The 17,302-nt window shown below is 31.3% G+C and carries 19 protein-coding genes and 1 other annotated feature; of the genes, 5 read left to right on the top strand and 14 right to left on the bottom strand.

What is annotated here, in order from left to right:
• Window positions 1-274: 274 nt before the first annotated feature.
• The 4 genes from KTF99_RS16040 to KTF99_RS16025 all read right to left on the bottom strand — a co-directional run bounded on the left by KTF99_RS16040 (window position 275) and on the right by KTF99_RS16025 (window position 2,746).
• A complete protein-coding gene (locus tag KTF99_RS16040; protein WP_003534885.1) occupies window positions 275-991 on the bottom strand; it encodes a GntR family transcriptional regulator in 717 nt (238 codons plus the stop codon).
• A 148-nt stretch (window positions 992-1,139) separates the two neighbouring features.
• Window positions 1,140-1,442 (bottom strand): PTS sugar transporter subunit IIB, encoded by a 303-nt coding sequence (locus tag KTF99_RS16035; protein ID WP_003534888.1) that lies wholly within the window; start codon window positions 1,440-1,442, stop codon window positions 1,140-1,142.
• 141 nt (window positions 1,443-1,583) lie between these two features.
• Window positions 1,584-2,135: a phosphodiesterase gene (gene yfcE, locus KTF99_RS16030; RefSeq protein WP_003534890.1), complete on the bottom strand. Its 552-nt coding sequence runs from the start codon at window positions 2,133-2,135 to the stop codon at window positions 1,584-1,586.
• Window positions 2,132-2,746, bottom strand: coding sequence for a GyrI-like domain-containing protein (locus tag KTF99_RS16025; protein ID WP_003534893.1), 615 nt, complete (start codon window positions 2,744-2,746; stop codon window positions 2,132-2,134). Before KTF99_RS16025 ends, yfcE begins: the two co-directional genes overlap by 4 nt.
• A 330-nt stretch (window positions 2,747-3,076) precedes the next feature.
• Here KTF99_RS16025 and KTF99_RS16020 point away from each other — a divergent pair, with 330 nt between their 5' ends.
• Together KTF99_RS16020 and KTF99_RS16015 are read left to right on the top strand one after the other, a co-directional pair.
• Window positions 3,077-3,343, top strand: a complete 267-nt coding sequence (locus KTF99_RS16020) for a hypothetical protein (protein WP_022007428.1) — start codon at window positions 3,077-3,079, stop codon at window positions 3,341-3,343.
• Window positions 3,344-3,404: 61 nt separating this feature from the next.
• Window positions 3,405-3,654, top strand: a binding site (T-box leader).
• A gap of 107 nt (window positions 3,655-3,761) precedes the next feature.
• Complete coding sequence (locus KTF99_RS16015) at window positions 3,762-4,889, top strand: aminotransferase-like domain-containing protein (protein WP_226910372.1); 1,128 nt, start codon at window positions 3,762-3,764, stop codon at window positions 4,887-4,889.
• Window positions 4,890-4,986: 97 nt separating this feature from the next.
• Here KTF99_RS16015 and KTF99_RS16010 read toward each other — a convergent pair whose 3' ends face one another.
• The 5 genes from KTF99_RS16010 to KTF99_RS15990 all read right to left on the bottom strand — a co-directional run bounded on the left by KTF99_RS16010 (window position 4,987) and on the right by KTF99_RS15990 (window position 7,835).
• The gene (locus tag KTF99_RS16010; protein ID WP_003534897.1) at window positions 4,987-5,241 is read right to left on the bottom strand and encodes a glutaredoxin domain-containing protein; all 255 of its coding nucleotides are present in this window, start codon (window positions 5,239-5,241) and stop codon (window positions 4,987-4,989) included.
• 4 nt (window positions 5,242-5,245) lie between these two features.
• Window positions 5,246-5,728: a peptidylprolyl isomerase gene (locus tag KTF99_RS16005; protein WP_003534898.1), complete on the bottom strand. Its 483-nt coding sequence runs from the start codon at window positions 5,726-5,728 to the stop codon at window positions 5,246-5,248.
• A gap of 1 nt (window position 5,729) precedes the next feature.
• The gene (locus KTF99_RS16000; protein WP_008792356.1) at window positions 5,730-6,008 is read right to left on the bottom strand and encodes a hypothetical protein; all 279 of its coding nucleotides are present in this window, start codon (window positions 6,006-6,008) and stop codon (window positions 5,730-5,732) included.
• Window positions 6,009-6,079: 71 nt separating this feature from the next.
• Window positions 6,080-7,390 (bottom strand): lipase family alpha/beta hydrolase, encoded by a 1,311-nt coding sequence (locus KTF99_RS15995; protein WP_003534900.1) that lies wholly within the window; start codon window positions 7,388-7,390, stop codon window positions 6,080-6,082.
• A gap of 256 nt (window positions 7,391-7,646) precedes the next feature.
• Entirely contained in the window at window positions 7,647-7,835 is a 189-nt protein-coding gene (locus KTF99_RS15990) for a cupin domain-containing protein (RefSeq protein WP_003534901.1), read from the bottom strand.
• Between the two features lie 753 nt (window positions 7,836-8,588).
• Between KTF99_RS15990 and KTF99_RS15985 the strand changes: the two genes are divergently transcribed.
• A complete protein-coding gene (locus KTF99_RS15985; RefSeq protein WP_029481823.1) occupies window positions 8,589-10,721 on the top strand; it encodes a GGDEF domain-containing protein in 2,133 nt (710 codons plus the stop codon).
• 97 nt (window positions 10,722-10,818) lie between these two features.
• Here the strand turns inward: KTF99_RS15985 and rlmH are convergent, their stop codons facing one another.
• Window positions 10,819-11,298, bottom strand: coding sequence for a 23S rRNA (pseudouridine(1915)-N(3))-methyltransferase RlmH (gene rlmH, locus KTF99_RS15980; protein ID WP_003534903.1), 480 nt, complete (start codon window positions 11,296-11,298; stop codon window positions 10,819-10,821).
• The gene (locus KTF99_RS15975) at window positions 11,288-12,037 is read right to left on the bottom strand and encodes an MBL fold metallo-hydrolase (protein ID WP_029481825.1); all 750 of its coding nucleotides are present in this window, start codon (window positions 12,035-12,037) and stop codon (window positions 11,288-11,290) included. Before KTF99_RS15975 ends, rlmH begins: the two co-directional genes overlap by 11 nt.
• A gap of 142 nt (window positions 12,038-12,179) precedes the next feature.
• On the opposite strand from KTF99_RS15975, the gene KTF99_RS15970 reads away from it, so the two are divergent.
• Both KTF99_RS15970 and KTF99_RS15965 read left to right on the top strand, forming a co-directional pair.
• Window positions 12,180-12,764, top strand: a complete 585-nt coding sequence (locus KTF99_RS15970; RefSeq protein WP_003534905.1) for a cytidylate kinase-like family protein — start codon at window positions 12,180-12,182, stop codon at window positions 12,762-12,764.
• Window positions 12,764-14,104, top strand: coding sequence for an MATE family efflux transporter (locus KTF99_RS15965; RefSeq protein WP_009008566.1), 1,341 nt, complete (start codon window positions 12,764-12,766; stop codon window positions 14,102-14,104). The genes KTF99_RS15970 and KTF99_RS15965 overlap by 1 nt, the downstream gene beginning before the upstream one ends.
• A gap of 67 nt (window positions 14,105-14,171) precedes the next feature.
• On the opposite strand, the gene rpmE is transcribed toward KTF99_RS15965, so the two are convergent.
• The 3 genes from rpmE to KTF99_RS15950 form a co-directional block, all read right to left on the bottom strand.
• Window positions 14,172-14,375, bottom strand: a complete 204-nt coding sequence (gene rpmE, locus KTF99_RS15960) for a 50S ribosomal protein L31 (protein WP_003534909.1) — start codon at window positions 14,373-14,375, stop codon at window positions 14,172-14,174.
• Window positions 14,376-14,481: 106 nt separating this feature from the next.
• Window positions 14,482-15,750, bottom strand: coding sequence for a UDP-N-acetylglucosamine 1-carboxyvinyltransferase (locus KTF99_RS15955; protein WP_003534911.1), 1,269 nt, complete (start codon window positions 15,748-15,750; stop codon window positions 14,482-14,484).
• A 536-nt stretch (window positions 15,751-16,286) separates the two neighbouring features.
• Window positions 16,287-17,302 (bottom strand): tyrosine-type recombinase/integrase (locus KTF99_RS15950; protein ID WP_254210215.1); only part of this gene is annotated, 1,016 nt, incomplete at its 5' end.

The following is a 17,302-nucleotide window of genomic DNA, read 5'->3' as shown; positions in this document are numbered from 1 at the left end:
ATTTTGCCCACACCACGCACCAACGCGGCCAAGGACATCTGCCATTTTGTCCATATTTTTTTCCTCCCTTAAAATATCTATTGACACTATTAGTATAAAATTTAAACTGGTAAAAGTCAATGCTTTTTACTTTCAAAAGTACCATACTTTTAAAAATAAAACCGGTATTGTCCTAAAAAACGTTGGTATATAGCCATTTTTCACTAAACCGCTTACAAAAAATTTTTTTATAATTTTTTACAAAAAAATAAAAACGCTTACAAAAATAAGCGCTTTACATTGCTACAGTAACAGTTTGGAGCTCAAAATCATTGTAATGGAAACGTGAAAATGAGTATTCAAAGATCACACCACTACTCAAATAAGCTACTTGTTCAACTTCAAAATATGGCTCTGTTTCTTTTAAACCTAGATAATCCTGTTCAAGCTGTGATGACAAATGACCACGAACAGTTTTATGAGCACTTTGAATTTTTAGCTTTAAATCATTTTCAATATACTGATAAATTGATGTCTTCAAATGATCAACCTTTAAATTAGGAATAATTGAGATTGGCATATAAATTATTTCTAATGAATACGGCTTATCATCTAGTTTGCGGAATCTAATGATATGATACACAAACGAACCCTCTTCTATTTGCAATTTTTTCGATATCGTCTCATCACTTGGAATAACTTCGAAAGCAATAATCTCACTATCAATTTTCTTTATCCCCGCAAAACGTTCTGTTAATCCTTTGGTAAAATAATTAGATTTATTAGGACTCTCCATCGAAGGATTATAATCTTTAACAAAGGTTCCAGCCCCTCGACGTCTTACAATCAATCCTTCTTTAACTAAAATATCTAGTGCTTTTTTCATTGTTTCTTTATTACAATGGTACGTTACACACAATACATATTCATACGGGAGTTTTTGTCCATAGGTGTATTTCTCTTCTATTATCTTGGATCTAATATCATCAGCAATATCGATGTATTTTACCATGGCTACCCCTCCTCTATCTAGCTCTCTTTAAAAATACCATACTTTTAATAAATTTGCACGGACTTTTTTTAGATATAAAAAACCATTAAATTAAATGTATATTTTTCTCAAAATGAAAAAGCCTCTTATCGAGACTTTTTCACTATTATTATTTTGCATCAATAACTTTAATAGCTGCTTCTAATACTTTTTCTCCATTCATCATTCCATAATCTCTCATTTCAATTACTTCAATTGGAGTTTCTGTTTTAGTTCTAAGACCTTTTAATTCATGACGTACTTGTGGACCTAACATCACCACATCCCAATCATCCATCTTAGATAATGCATCGGTAATTGGCAATGCGATAATTTCTGCTTCGATTCCTTTTTCAGTTGCGGCCTTTTCCATCCGTTGAACAAGCATACTAGTAGACATTCCCGCATTACATACTAATAGTATCTTATACATCTTATTTCCTCCTTTCCTTTAACGTCCTTCTATATTATATATTATAACACTTTAATCTTTTTATTCGAATAATATGATAACTATTTACTAAGACAATTTATTACAAATATTTTTTACTCCCAAGAATATAAAAAATCGCAATTATTGCGATTTTCTAAAATCAATCTTTTTAACTACCGTTTGATCAAAATCTTTAATCATAAAAGTATCCTTTTCATAAATACCATAGCTATTCTTTCCCTCTTTAGGCAAAGAAATCGACGAAGGATTAATAATATAGATACCATTAATTTCCTTAGCAACCGGTTTATGAATATGACCATACACAAAAATATCACCATCATTCAAGCCTGGTAAATTATCCTCATCAAATAAATGACCATGCGTTAAAAAGAAATGATGTCCATCTACATCAACAGTTGCAAAATCACTACGGATCGGAAAATCCAAAACCATTTGATCAACTTCAGCATCACAATTCCCACGAACTGCGATAATATCTTTCTTGTAAGCATTCAATAGCGAAATAACTTTTTTAGGAGCATATTCTTCAGGTAAATCATTACGAGGCCCATGATATAAAATATCTCCTAAAATAATTAGTTTATCTGCTTTTTCCTGCTTATATGTATCAATTGCTTTTTGAGCATACAAAGATGAACCGTGAATATCAGAAATAAACATTAATTTCATAGAAAAACCTCCTCTACTGGATATCGTACAATTGTCTTCAAATCTTCTGGCGCTACTTTTTCAGGTTTATTTAAATATATCTCATGATGAAAACCACTTAACTTAAGATTCGCCACCGTTATGTATTCCATGATCTGTTTAGTTGAATTGATTTCCGTATTATAAGGTCCAATGTGCAGCATTTGAATACATTTACCTTCTTCAAACTCTTTAAGATATACGTCTAATGCTAAACAATTACCCGTTTTCGTCAACACTTCATTCTTCACTTCTTCAAGAATATGATCAGTTAAAATCGGTGGCTGTGGCATCATTAGTGTATATTTAATCATTTTTTTACGTGTAACATCAAAATGGCTATTATCATAGGTGTCCCAAATACCTTCTAACTTTGAACCACTAAATACAATCTCTTGCTGACAATAATATTCTTTTAAAGCCTTATTAAATTCAAATAATAATTTTGATTTATTTTTAAATTCCGGCACTGTCGGATTCCCAATTCCATCTATTGCAATATATTTGATCATCGGAATAGTTAAACTACTTATCTTTTTAGTTGTTGCTCGATATAATTTTGGATATTCTTTTTTTATATCAAATTTTGCCATTACATCATCTCCCTGCTCTAACTATTATATTACTTTTAAAAAAAATTACTATCGAAAATTAGAAAGAACACATTAAGGTGTTAGTAGACAAAAAATAATTACGATATACTTTATTTAAAGAAATACATTAAAAACAAATGCAAAAAGTATAAATCTTTATATAATAATACAAATGATAACTTTCATATAATATTATTGTTTTTCTCATAATTTGATTTATCTAGTATCAATAATATCGAAAAAGAAAAGATATAATAAATCAAATATTTTATATTATATCAAATAATATGTTAAAAAATTAATGCAGCTTTGTTGTCCATAATAGTTCTAATGGGGATCGTTGTTCCATTATCAAAACCAAATGTTTACGCAAATGATAATATTTGCCCAGCCGCTATTGAAAATGATAATTATTCATCTACTAGAGAAACAATATATTATAATGATAATGATTTTTCAAGTAGATATAAAGTTTTAAAAAATGGTAAAAAATATTATATGAAAATATTAGATATTTGGGAAATTGTTATTAACTCAAAAGGATATTTATGCAATTCATTTATGATAAGATTTCAAAAAAGACATAGTTATCAATGATAAAAAACAATTGACATTTCTTTAAAATAGGACTATTATGAGTAAAAATAAACATCCAAGTACAAATGCAATGACAGGGAAGAGTAAATAATTATGGAGTTTTAGAGAAAAGATGGCTGGTGAAAATCTTTACAACATAATTATTGAAGGTAGCCTTCGAGCAGTGAATCGAACAAGGAAACTTAAGTAGACTTCAACGTATTTCCTACGTTATCAGGATAGTGTATCGAGTATTTAACTCCGTACATGAAGCAAGAGCCAAAGAAATTTGGAAATTAGGTGGTACCACGGATAATCTATTCGCCCTAGCATAAGTGCTTAGGGTTTTTATTTTATCTAAAGGAGGAAATTTAAAATGAAAACATTTAATTATTCAACTCGCTCTACCCGACCCGATTTTCAAGGAGATTTTTTAGACATGATGCTACAAGCGACTAACAAGCCTAATTTGATTTCTTTCGCCGGTGGATTACCTAATCCCATCTCTTTTCCCACTCAGGAAATGGCAGCAGCCACACAAAAAGTACTTGATCAGCATGGTACAATCGCTATGCAGTATAGTATTCCAGAAGGATATTTACCCTTACGTCAATTTATTGCACATCAATATTTGAAACAAGGAATTGATATTAGTGCCAATGATATTATTATCACTAACGGTTCCCAACAAGCACTCGATATTTTATCGGCAGTACTGATCGATGAAGGTGATAAAATTCTTATTGAAAAACCTAGTTACCTAGCTGCACTCCAAGTATTTCATCTCTATAATCCAAAAATCAACTCGGTTACTTTAAATCATCACGGAATTGACCTACAGGAATTAACAGCATATCTTGAACAAAAACCAAAATTCTTTTATGCTATCCCGACTTTTCAAAACCCTACCGGTTTAACTTATGACAATGAAACCCGAATTGCTCTAGCAAATTTGCTTAAAAAAACTAACACTATCTTTATTGAGGACAACCCTTATGGTGATCTTCGTTTTAACGATGAAACATTTTTACCTATTTATCCCTTGCTAAAAGATCAAACGATACTGCTCGGAACTTTCTCAAAAACAGTTTCTCCAGGTATGAGAATAGGCTGGATTGCTTGTTCAAACTCTTATTTAAAGCAAAAGCTCTTAGCCTATAAACAAATCGTTGATCTTCATACTAATATTTTTGGGCAAATGGTCCTTCATCAATATCTTTGTGATAACAGTCTTGAACAACACCTTGAAAAAATAAAAAAACTTTATAAAGAACAAGCGGAACAAATGATAACTAGTATTCAAAAGTATTTCCCTGCTGAAGTTAAACATACAATTCCCCAAGGCGGAATGTTCTTATGGGTCACATTACCCCAAAAACTAACTGCTGTCGCTCTAGCAAATGAAGCAATCAAACATGACATCGCAATTGCTGCTGGTGATCCTTTCTATGAAGAAGAACGAAACGTTTCAACTCTACGATTAAATTATACTAATTGTGATCTAAAAACAATTGATCAAGGTATTAAAATACTTGGTCAAATTATTAAAAATCTCTTAGCCTCTTGAGCGAGGCTTTTTGTCTATATTACAATAAAACATCAAATAGTAATAAGATTCTTTGATTACTCATACACTATATTAAATTTAAAATAAAAAGGACAAACTAATGTCCTAAATATTGATCAAATATTTTTTTCAAACCATCTTTGCTGGCAACACCTTCATGTAACTTAGTATTCCCATCAAACAAAGCTGGAACATAATAATAATCATACTGATCTGCTAATTCACTATTGATTTGCTCATCAATCAATTCAATTTCAATTTGATTATATTCTGGGTTTTCATCTTGCAATTCTTTAATCCAGCGCCGTGCATTACGACAATGAGGACAATTTTCTAAAATAAATAATTTCATTTCCTTATCCTCTTTTAATAGTTTTAATTACGATTGGCTGATTAGGGCAATCTTGTATATTTCTAGGAGCATTAGCAATTTGATCAACAACCTCTAATCCTTCCGTGATTTTCCCAAAAGCCGCATAGTCACCATCAAGATGAGGAGCATCAGCATGCATGATAAAAAATTGTGATGATGCTGAATCAGGAACCATTGTTCTAGCCATTGATAATACACCACGAGTATGTAATAAATCATTAGCTACTCCATTACTTCTAAATTCACCTTTAATACTGTCAGCCTCATGATGGTTGAAATCTTTATCATATCCTCCACCTTGAATCATAAATCCTGGGATAACACGATGGAATATTAACCCTGCAAAAAAATCTTGATCAATTAATTTTAAAAAGTTTTCCACACTAATTGGAGCAATTTCAGGATATAACTCACCTTTCATCACTCCGCCATCTTCCATTTCAATAATAATATTTACTGTTTCCATTCTATTCTCCTTTATCTACTATTCTTGCTTCAATTATTTCATTAGCAACTTTTTTATCTTTTCTTTTTTTATTAAAGATCAATCCTGCAATCAGTAAGATTGCTAAAATTACAAGAACCCAAATAATTGAACTAACTAATTTAAATTGATAAGCTGTTGCTACAATCAAACATAAATTAATTATCTCAAAAGTCCCTGATAATTTCCGTCTTCCATTAACCAAAAAATTAAGGGCTAAAGCTGTACAAACAAACATCCCTATTACTAAAGCGACTTCCATAAATAACCCTCCTTCATCCTTTCTTATCATATCATGATTTTGACTTCCAGAGCAACTATCGTGTCTCCAGACTAATAACCATGTACTTTGAGCATATTAACTAATTGAACATAAAATTCCCGAACATCAAACTCAGCAATATTCTCACGATTTAAATCTATCATATCACCATGCGATATTCCTCTTTTCGTATTTGTTGTTAAAAAAGTATAATCACAACCCCAAGGAAATGAGTTTTCAGCCACTAATCCATCATTAGGCCCATCAAAATACTTCACTAAATGATGCGAAAAATTAAGCGGAAAGCGACCTCCTGAAGCAACATTTAGTTTCGAACCAACACTTTGATAAAATACTTCTGCCACATCAGGAACATCCGCATTGAACTTTTGACACGTTGAAGCAGTTAAATCATTGACCGCAGCAATAAAATCTGGATTCTCGTCCCCAAATTTCTTAAGGGCTGTATTATATCCCTGAGCCACTTTTTGTTTAATTTTTTCAGGGATTTTTTCCAATAAATAATCTGCAAATATGCATCCTCGATGTGGAGTATTGATCGTAGTAAGTGATGCCACATATGGCGCAATATTCAGCTTTGCAATCGCATAACGACAATCTAAACCACCTTTAGAATGTGCAATAATATTTAACTTTTCACACCCGCTTTCCTGTACAATTTCTTTGATTCGCTTTGCTAACTCATCGCCACTAGCAATAACACTAGCTGCTGACTGATGATTACCATAATAAATGACCGCTCCATTTTGTTCTAGTTCCTCGGGAATTCGTCCCCAATAATTAAAATATTTAAAATCTCTAAAAAACACTCCATGAACCAACAGCAATGGATATTTTGTTTTACACAGCTGTTGTTCTTTTCTAACTCCATTTAAAATAGTTTTTTCATTTTCAAATATAATTTCATCATCAGCAATTTTAATAAGCTTTCTTAAAATAATCAAATTAACAAGTGGAAACCATCCCCAAACAACCCCGATTATGCGCCATTTAGCTCCTAATTGGTTAGCCGTTAAATAAATTCTAATAATGCCATTCCAAAAAACAACAGCCTCAACTATTATTACCACTAATAGATTAGTTAACCATGCGCCAATATCTACTTTAAAAAATGAATAAAGCATATAAACAATTGTCATTATTAAAGATATTAAAAATATTTTTAATAATTCACACCCTGCTTTACATATGCGATATCGTTTCAAAAGAGGTCTAGGATAAGGGACATATGGTATTGCATTAATAACTATAAAAATCCCCACTAATAAACCAATTAACAATACGTTTGAAAAACCTAATAACAACCTATTTGCCAACACAAAAACTATTGTTGCTGATACCAGTCTTATTATATATTTCATAATTTTTCCTTATCTCTTATATTTTTACTTATTATACTGCCAAATTATCATTAGTACAATTATGAACAAAAAGGTTTATTTAAAATGTCATTCATTGAAATCTTAACTTATTGATTTATATAATAAATTTTATAAATCAATAAAACTATCTATTCTCCCGTCAGATTTCGTCTATCAATCATGTATTTATATACAAAAAAGCGATTAATCTTAACGACTAATCGCTTGATATCGTCTTAAATTATAAAATCAGCACCTATTGCTCAACAACGATCGTAATCATGGCAAAATCCTCTGTTCCAATGTTAATAATGCTATGTTTAGAATCTTCTTTACAAATATGGCAGATTCCTGCAAATAAACTTTCTTCGTCATCATCACATATGGCTTTACCCATCCCTGATACAATATAATTAATATTATTGCCAGTTTCATGCTTATGCATACCAAAAGAAATAGCAACTAAAAATAACTTTTCTATTTGAATCTATATACATTTTAGCATATTATCCCCCCTGCAGAATGCTGATTTATATTTATAAACTAAGAATTTTTAATCCTTTCTTTTTCTTTAATACAACAAATATAGTAATTAGAATTCCGGCTGCAACAAGTAATGATATATGCAAAAAAAGCAGACACTATCCTACTGTCTGGCAGGATCGCAGTTTTGAACATGACTGTCAACTCCTTTTTACACATATTTTAAAAGATTTTCTTCCCTCAATCACATTTATTTTACCTTATCAAAAAAATTTATGTCTATTATTTATACGTACAAGAAAATATTTTTCAAAAAAGTCTCCCTATCCCCTATTTATTCCATCGCTAATTGTAAAATATCCATCTATATCAATCATAATTAAAAACTCTATTACAATTAATCTTACTTCCAAATTTATCATATCATGATTATTCATAAGCCTACAGCTTGCTATTAAAGTAAACTATCATTTTTATTTGATAATTATATTTTCTACTTAATCCAATAGGTGAAGTCGTACAAACATGGTAAATAAAAAATTATTTTTATTTGATATAATGGTTTAAAATTGAAATCTTTTTTATCATTTTATCAACTGATATAACTAAAAGAGCCTTTCATAAAAGAAATTGATATTGTATAATGGTTAACTGAAAAATGATAAAAAATATGCAAATTATTTGATACAAATTTATATTGGGGAGGTTTTAAATAATGGAAAATTTGAATATAAGAGAAGATGTATCAGATATTGTTAATAAAACCGAATTATTAGCAGATTTGCAAATCGGTTTTTGGATAATAGAATATCCTAACGACGGAATTCCAAAGATGTATGGTGATACAATTATGTACTCGTTATTAGGAGGAAACAGCAATACTCTGACACCGGAAGAACTCTATTCATTTTGTATGGAGAGAATTGATTCTGAATATATAGGATTAGTTTTTGATGCAATCGAAAATATAAAAAAGAACAAAAGAACCGAAATACGGTATCCATGGAGACATGAAGAAAAAGGGTGGACATGGGTTCGGTGTGGCGGTTTTCTTGATAAATCATATAAAAATGGAATAAGATTTAAAGGCTATTATCATGATATAACAGAAGAACTTGAGATGGATATCAAAAATAATGAGCACAAAATAATCGATTTCAAAAAATTACGATTATATTCACCTTACTTTATCGAAAATTGTGAAGGCCTTTTTGAAATTGATATAGATAGTTTAGAAATAAAGACTATTTTTTATAAAAAGAAAAAATATCATAAAATTGATGATGGGGATAATGTTTTTTCTGTTATAAGAAAATGGACACACCCAAACGATATTACACGTTTAGATAATATTTTTGTATCTGCATCTCTAGAACAAATAATCAATAAAAAAAAGTTAAAACAAATTGAGTTTAAAACAAAAACAATTTTTGGAGATTATACTTGGGTAGAAGCTAGAATATTTTGTGCCCAAGTAATGGGAATTAAAAAATTATTATTTTATATTTATGATATTTCTGATAGAAAAACTATTTCCTCTTTAGTAAAAGAAAAAGAAGAAATATTAGATGCTTTTTTTAATCTATATTCTACAATTGTTGAAGTGGACTTAGCTACTGAAAAATTACATATATTAAAATCTGTTTTACCTACCAATAATGATCATGATCAAAAAATATTTTCACTAAAACAATTTCTTTTGCTACTTGAAAAAAGATTAATTATCAACTTTGAAAAAAAAGAATTAGAAAACTTTTTAACAATTGATAATTTAAGATTACTTTCTAAAACACAAAAAACATCACATCTTGACCTACGTTTCCAAAAGGAACTAGAAAATTATGAATGGGTCCAATTAAAAACTCTCTATCTTCCCAAGAACAATGAAAAAATATATCTTGTATTTAGTAATGTCGATAGAGAACATATCATTAATTCAATTACAGAAAAATTTGTTTATAAAAAAGGGGATTATTTGTATTATCTTGATACAAAAAATGGCTATTTTTCTAATTTTTCGATAACTGATAACGGTACTGTCATTCCTCCTCAAGAAGGCAATAATTATACTCAAGCAATGATAAAATACACACGACAAAATACCGTTTTAGAAGATCAAGACAGAGTTATCGAACAATTGATTCCTGAATATATACTTAATCGTCTGCAAGAACAAAGTGTTTATAAAATTGAACTAGGTATGTTAGATGAAAATAAAGAATATCGGAGAAAATTAATTACTGTTCAATATTATGATGAAGAAAATAAAATCGTACTTATTCGAAGAAGTGACATTACAAAAGAATATCTTAAACAAAAAAATCAAGAAAACAAGCTAAAAGCTATTAAAAAAGCAGCTGATACAGATGCCCTTACAGGTATCTATAACCGGATTGGTGCTCAGCGTTTAATAGTAGAATATCTTCATAAATCAAATAATCAAATGAGTGCTTTTATTATCATTGACTTAGATAATTTTAAGAAAATCAATGATAGTTTAGGGCATTTACAAGGTGATGAAGTATTAAAGCAGGTAGCTAATATATTAAAAGAAAATTTTCGAAAAACAGATATAATTGCTCGTTTGGGTGGTGATGAATTTATTGTATTTATGAAAAATATTGTTCAAAAAGAAAATGCCATCATATCATTAAATAACCTGCTTAAAAAATTACGATTATCTTATCAATGGCATGAAGAAACAATTCTAATAACTGGTTCTATTGGAGTTGCTGTAGCACCTATAGACGGGGCAACTTTTGAAGTTCTATATAAAAATGCGGATCAAGCTCTGTATAATTCAAAATATTCAGGTAAAAATGGATTTAGTTTTTATAATGAACACTAATGAAAGTTTAAGTCAATATAAAGATCAAATAAAAAGAAACTAAAAAACCTAATTTAAATATTAGGTTTTTTCATCTATATTCTTTTTTATTAATACCTTATTTATGATATGTTTCGTTTTTCATAATTTTAAATGCCCGATAGATTTGTTCTACTAAGACTAGCCTCATCAATTGATGCGGTAAAGTCATCTTAGAAAAACTTAGCCTAAAATTAGCACGATCAAGCATTTCTTCACCATGACCAAGTGAACCACCAATTACAAATGCAATCGTACTTTTACCAGAAATCATGGCTTTTTCCATCTTATTTGATAATTCAACAGAATCTATTTGCGTTCCCGACACATCTAGCAAAATAACATAATCATCCTGCTTAATTTTATCAAGCATCTTACGCCCTTCTTTAGCTTTAATTAATGTTTCATTGGCCAGTGAGCAGTTATCCGGTATACTTTCATCTGCTACTTCATAAACTTCTACTTTGCAATAGGCCTGCAATCTCTTTAAATATTCCTGCATTCCTGCCACTAAATATTTTTCTTTTAAACGCCCAACACAAACTATTTTAATCTTCATAATTACCTCCGCTGACCACATCAATTTGGCTAGCTACTTTAATATTATCGAACTCTAGATTATTTTGATTAAAAATCTTACGATAGGTTTCTAATGCCTTCTCTTTAGTATTAGCTTCATCACTCAAATGCGCTAAAACAATTTCTTTAGTTTTATCACCGATTAACTCTACCATCATCTTTGCACTATATTCATTGTTTAAATGGCCTAGATCACCATGAATACGCTGTTTTAAAAAATAAGGTCGTTTCGTTGCCATCAGCATCTCAACATCATGATTACTTTCAATAATATAATAGTCTAGATTATTAAGATATTTCCGATTTTTTTGAGATACATAACCAGTATCTGTCATATACAAAATAGATTCATTCACACCAGTAATGATAAAAGCCAGCGGACTTGTCGCATCATGAGATATACTTAAAGGCATGATTTCAAAATGAGCTAATTGAAAACTTTTATATGGTTTGATTTCATGGCTGCTATCGATTCCTTTGATACATCCTTTACCGCAAAAACAGATTCTTTGATCAAATATACTAATATTTTTATTATGGTCGTAATGATCGTGTGTTAATAAAACATAATTAATATTACTTTCTTGAAAACCAAGATTGCCAAGTTTATATAATAATTGTTTTCTAGCAATCCCACAATCAATCAATATTCCCACACCATTATCATAAATAAAGGTACTGTTTCCTTTTGAACCACTTGCTAAAATATGAAATTCCATTGTCTTCTCCTTTTATTGTTTTATTATACAAACTTGTATGCACAAAAACAATAAATTTGTCTTGGAAAAAGCAGGATGTGAAAATATTGTCATTAATTTTAAATTTTATGATAAAATAAGAATATAAAGGGGGATTTTCAATATGCCTAGAATTATTACTATTGCCAGAGAATACGGTTCTGGCGGACGCTTAATTGCACAAAAAGTTGCGCAGAAAGTCGGACTTGTATACTATGATAATGAAGTCATCGACTTGGCAGCTCGCGAAATGGGAATGGATGTTGATGCAATCCGTAAAGTAGCTGAACAAAAATCATCTAGCTTTATGTATACAATGTCATCTTCCGCTTTTTCATTACCACTAAATGATCAGGTTTTTGTAATGCAGTCTAAAATCATTCGTCATTTAGCTAATCATGATTCATGTATCATTGTTAATGGATGTGCTGATTATATCCTTGAGGATTATGATGATGTTTTATCTATTTTTATTCATGCACCACTAGAATCACGAATTCGCCGAGTTAAAGAGGATTATCAAGAAGTACATGATGATTATAAAAAATACGTTACTAAAAGAGACAAAGGTCGGAGTAATTATTACAATTACTATACAACAAAAAAATGGGGTCATTTAAAAAATTTCGATTTAACGATTAACAGTGATTTAGGAATCGACGAAGTCGCAACGATCATTGCTGATTTGTTTTTAAAAGGAGAAAAATAGTGATCCAAGAAAATAAGATGGGAACAATGCCGGTCAACAAACTGCTAATTTCAATGTCTCTACCAATGATTATCTCAATGTTAGTTCAAGCAATGTATAATATCGTTGATAGTGTCTTTGTTGCCCAAATAAGCGAAAACGCTTTAACTGCTGTTTCTTTAGCATTTCCATTGCAAAACTTGATGATTGCCTTTGCCGGGGGAACTGCAGTTGGCGTCAATGCTTTATTGTCACGTAGTTTAGGTGAGAAGAATCAAGATCATGTTAACCAGACAGCAGTTAATTCAGTATTTATTTTTCTTGTCACGGCGGTTATATTTATGATCGCCGGACTAACATTGTCTAACCTCTTTTTTAATGTTCAAACAACTAATACTGAAATTGTTAATGCCGGTACCCAATATTCAATGATCGTAGTTGGCTGTTCAATTGGATTGTTTTGTCAATTTCTATTTGAACGATTATTACAGGCAACTGGAAGAACCCTGTTTACTATGGTTACTCAGGGATTAGGTGCCATAATCAATATAATTTTAGACCCTATTTTTATTTTTGGTTTATGTGGCTTTCCTAAAATGGGTGTCGCTGGTGCTGCACTTGCGACAATAACCGGTCAAATCATTGCTTGTCTTTTAGCTCTATTTTTCAATCTTAAATTTAATCATGATATTCATTTTAAATTTAAAAGGTTTCGACCTAATGCTCATATTGTTAAGCAAATATATTCAGTAGGAATCCCATCTATCATCATGCAGTCTATCGGTAGTGTCATGACTTTTGGTATGAATACTATCTTAATTACTTTTTCTACCACGGCTACTGCGGTTTTTGGTGTATACTTCAAATTACAAAGCTTTGTCTTTATGCCTGTTTTCGGTCTTAATAACGGTATGATTCCAATCATTGCCTATAATCTTGGGGCTAAACAAAAGAAACGAATGTTTGATACAATAAAATTGGCAATGATCTACGCTACTGGCATGATGATCATTGGTGTTATCTTCTTTGAAACAATTCCGCAAACTCTTTTAGGTTTCTTTAACGCCTCTGAGGCAATGATAAAAATTGGAACACCGGCTTTAAGAATAATTGCTATTCATTTCATTTTTGCAGGTTTCTCAATTGTTTGTAGTGCAACTTTCCAAGCTGTTGGTAAAGGTACATATAGTCTTTTAACTTCGTTGATCAGACAATTATTAGTATTATTACCTTGTGCTTATGTATTATCATTAACAGGTAACTTAGACTTAATTTGGCTATGTTTCCCGATTGCGGAAATTTTCTCTGCAGTGACTTCTTTTATTTTAATGAAGCGAACCCGTAGACATTTAGAATTTTAAGACTTATGAATCTTCATAAGTCTTTTTTTGCAGCAAAAAAGGAGCTTGCGCTCCTTTACTTGTGTAATTATTTAAGTCCGTATTTTTTATTGAATTTATCAACACGTCCATCAGCACTAGCAAATCTTTGTTTACCAGTATAGAATGGATGACAGTTTGAACAAGTATCAACACGTACTTCGTCTAAAACTGATCCACCTTCAAATTCGTTTCCACAAGAAGTACAAACGATTTTTACTTTTTTGTAATCTGGATGAATTCCTTTTTTCATAAATATCAATCTCCTTCCGCCTTATAGCATATAGCTACAAAGTAAGTTGCTTTAGTATAATAACATTAAAATATCTAGATTTCAAGTCATTTTTTTAAATTAATCACTAATCTTCGACTTGACGTCTAGTAATCACAGCTCCAAGTGAAATTAACTTATGATCAATATTTTCATAGCCGCGATCAATATGATAAACATTTCCAATTTCAGTAACACCATCAGCCATTAAAGCTGCCACGATCAACGCTGCACCACAACGTAGATCTGTCGCATAAACACGTGCTCCATGTAATGGCGTAGGACCATTAATATAACACATTGCTTCTTCTTGATCAATTTTTGCTCCCATTGAATTCAGCTGATAACAATGTCCAAAGCGTTCAGGATAAATCGTTTCAACTACTTGTGAAGCTCCCTGACATTGAGTTAATAACGCTGTTAGCGGTTGTTGTAAATCGGTTGCAAAACCAGGATATACCTGTGTCCTAATATCAATTGGTTTTAAATTATCAAGGCCGCCATGAACAATAATACTGTCACCAACAATATCCATTTTAACCCCGATTTCTTTTAGTTTAGAAGTTACTGCTTCTAAATGTTGAGGTATAACATTTTGAATAATTACTTTTTCTCCTGCCGCTGCAGCCATCACTAAAAATGTCCCAGCTTCAATTCGGTCAGGAATAATTTCATGATCACAACCACAAAGAGTTTCTACACCTTCAATTGTGATCGTATCTGTTCCAGCCCCACGAATCTTAGCTCCCATTTTCGTAAGTAAATTAACAACATCAATAATTTCAGGTTCCTTTGCAGAATTTTCTATTGTTGTTTTTCCTTCTGCTTTAACCGCTGCCAACAGGATATTGATTGTTGCTCCTACTGAAGCAAAATCCAAATAAATTTTATTCCCAACTAAACGATCAGCTTCAATCGTATAGGTTCCATTATCACTATAACTAACTTTTGCACCTAATGCTTCAAATCCTTTAATATGTAAATCGATTGGTCGTGGTCCTAAAAAACACCCACCAGGCATCTTCATCGTCACTTTTTTGCATTTTCCTAATAAAGCTCCCATTAAATAATAAGATGCTCTTAATTTATCAACTGCATCACTTACTAAAGGTATATTTTTTAAGTTAGAAGGATCAACCACTAACACATCATCATTTTTATCTACTTCACAGTTTAATTCTCTTAACAATACTCCTAGTGCATCGACATCAGAAATATTTGGTACCCCATATACTGTTACAGGACTATCTGCTAAGACAATCGCAGGAATTAGAGCTACCGTTGCATTTTTTGCACCGCTTACCACCACAGTTCCATTCAATTTGTGTCCACCTTCAATGGCAATTACTTCACTCATTTTAGTCCTCCTTAAAATTTAATCTACGTAACTACTATATATTAATTTATTGTTAAAAACAACCAAAAAATGTATTTTTAAAAGTTTCGAATTTTTTTGACAATATCTAATATATTTCTATTTTCAAAACATAAAAAAATCTACCAAACTAATATTAACTCAATATTAACGAAAAAAAGAAACCTTTATGTAAATAGCTTCTAATTTTTCTATATTTCATTAAAAATACTACTCTATTATCACTTCAAACTAACCTTGATTAATTAAATTAAAAGCAGAACAAATCTGTTTACAAATAATTAAAGCAAAAAGATAAACAAACATAAAAATGACTGATGAATATGCTTCAATTCATAATACAATTATTAAAAATTATATATGTCTTTTTGACTATCTTTTTATATCTTCTTAAATGTCCGCAAAGCCTTATTTTATAGGCTCTACGGGCATTTTGCTTTTGTGGTAAACCTCACATATCTAGGTCTATCTTCTTATATTTTCACTATCAAGCGTGGTTAAAATCGTGGTAAATACTTCTATGCAATTAGACGCTGAACCTCTGATTTTGCGGTATCTATGGACGCATGAGCATACCAGTTCATTGTGATACTGATATTTGAATGCCCCATGATATACTGTAAATCTTTTGGGTTCATGTTCTTGCTTGCCAGTCTTGTGCAGAATGTATGGCGTAGCGTATGCGGTGTGATATGTGGCAATGGATTGTCCTTGTGGTGCTTGTTGTATTTCTTTACCATACGGATAAATAAGGCGTTATAATCAATCGCAACTTTGGGCTTGCCCTTATGATTGACAAATAGGAAGTTGCCCCGTCCGTCTATCACAAATGGTTCTGCCTTTGGACGTTTTTTCATAACCTGTTGAAATGCCTGTATCGTTTCTTTGCTTAATGGTACTTGCCTTATTCCGCTTTTTGTTTTAGGCGTTTCAATATAATAGCCCTGTTCCTTGCTCTTTAGTAACTGGTGGTCGATAATCACAACTTCATTCTTGAAATCAATGTCGGCTACTGTCAGTCCGCACAGTTCCGAAATACGAAGTCCTGTCTTTAACAGTATCAGCACATCATCATAATGCTTGTGATACACATTGTCCGTCTTGATGAATGAGAGTAAGGCTTGTTCCTGTTCCTCTGTCAATGCGACTTTCTTTTTGGTATCATTTTCTAGGACTTCACTCAACTTGAAATCAAAGGGATTTTTCCTCACATAATCATCTTGAATGGCTATGTAGAATGACGCTTTTAACGAGCGTTTATGGTTGTTAATGGTATTGTAGGAAAAGCCTTTGTCTTTCATGCGTAACGCCCATTCCTTAGCGTCAGAGGGTTTGATTGTATCAATGCTCCTAGCACCTAACTTGTCCTCTTTCAATAACCGCATGAGTTGTTCCCGTTGTTTCTGTGTGCTTTTCTTCACATTTGCCCTCTGTGCGTTCTGTTTGGCATAAAGTTGGCAAAGCGTCATTTTCTTGCCAGTGCTGTCGATACCGTCCTCAATATCCCGTCTTATCTGCTGTTCCAGTTCTCGAA

Origin of the sequence: Erysipelatoclostridium sp. MSK.7.34, assembly GCF_019041935.1 — a bacterium.
Taxonomy (GTDB): domain Bacteria; phylum Bacillota_I; class Bacilli_A; order Erysipelotrichales; family Coprobacillaceae; genus Thomasclavelia; species Thomasclavelia ramosa.
The sequence above is the reverse complement of the archived record's forward strand: the minus strand, read 5'-3'. Positions and strand labels throughout refer to the sequence as shown.

What these genes read in the sequence shown, in the direction of transcription:
- KTF99_RS16040 (WP_003534885.1), bottom strand. Translation starts at nt 991, where the DNA reads ATGGTAAAATACATCGATATTGCTGATGATATTAGATCCAAGATAATA.
- KTF99_RS16035 (WP_003534888.1), bottom strand. Translation starts at nt 1,442, where the DNA reads ATGTATAAGATACTATTAGTATGTAATGCGGGAATGTCTACTAGTATG.
- yfcE (WP_003534890.1), bottom strand. Translation starts at nt 2,135, where the DNA reads ATGAAATTAATGTTTATTTCTGATATTCACGGTTCATCTTTGTATGCT.
- KTF99_RS16025 (WP_003534893.1), bottom strand. Translation starts at nt 2,746, where the DNA reads ATGGCAAAATTTGATATAAAAAAAGAATATCCAAAATTATATCGAGCA.
- KTF99_RS16020 (WP_022007428.1), top strand. Translation starts at nt 3,077, where the DNA reads ATGGGGATCGTTGTTCCATTATCAAAACCAAATGTTTACGCAAATGAT.
- KTF99_RS16015 (WP_226910372.1), top strand. Translation starts at nt 3,762, where the DNA reads ATGATGCTACAAGCGACTAACAAGCCTAATTTGATTTCTTTCGCCGGT.
- KTF99_RS16010 (WP_003534897.1), bottom strand. Translation starts at nt 5,241, where the DNA reads ATGAAATTATTTATTTTAGAAAATTGTCCTCATTGTCGTAATGCACGG.
- KTF99_RS16005 (WP_003534898.1), bottom strand. Translation starts at nt 5,728, where the DNA reads ATGGAAACAGTAAATATTATTATTGAAATGGAAGATGGCGGAGTGATG.
- KTF99_RS16000 (WP_008792356.1), bottom strand. Translation starts at nt 6,008, where the DNA reads ATGGAAGTCGCTTTAGTAATAGGGATGTTTGTTTGTACAGCTTTAGCC.
- KTF99_RS15995 (WP_003534900.1), bottom strand. Translation starts at nt 7,390, where the DNA reads ATGAAATATATAATAAGACTGGTATCAGCAACAATAGTTTTTGTGTTG.
- KTF99_RS15990 (WP_003534901.1), bottom strand. Translation starts at nt 7,835, where the DNA reads ATGCATAAGCATGAAACTGGCAATAATATTAATTATATTGTATCAGGG.
- KTF99_RS15985 (WP_029481823.1), top strand. Translation starts at nt 8,589, where the DNA reads ATGGAAAATTTGAATATAAGAGAAGATGTATCAGATATTGTTAATAAA.
- rlmH (WP_003534903.1), bottom strand. Translation starts at nt 11,298, where the DNA reads ATGAAGATTAAAATAGTTTGTGTTGGGCGTTTAAAAGAAAAATATTTA.
- KTF99_RS15975 (WP_029481825.1), bottom strand. Translation starts at nt 12,037, where the DNA reads ATGGAATTTCATATTTTAGCAAGTGGTTCAAAAGGAAACAGTACCTTT.
- KTF99_RS15970 (WP_003534905.1), top strand. Translation starts at nt 12,180, where the DNA reads ATGCCTAGAATTATTACTATTGCCAGAGAATACGGTTCTGGCGGACGC.
- rpmE (WP_003534909.1), bottom strand. Translation starts at nt 14,375, where the DNA reads ATGAAAAAAGGAATTCATCCAGATTACAAAAAAGTAAAAATCGTTTGT.
- KTF99_RS15955 (WP_003534911.1), bottom strand. Translation starts at nt 15,750, where the DNA reads ATGAGTGAAGTAATTGCCATTGAAGGTGGACACAAATTGAATGGAACT.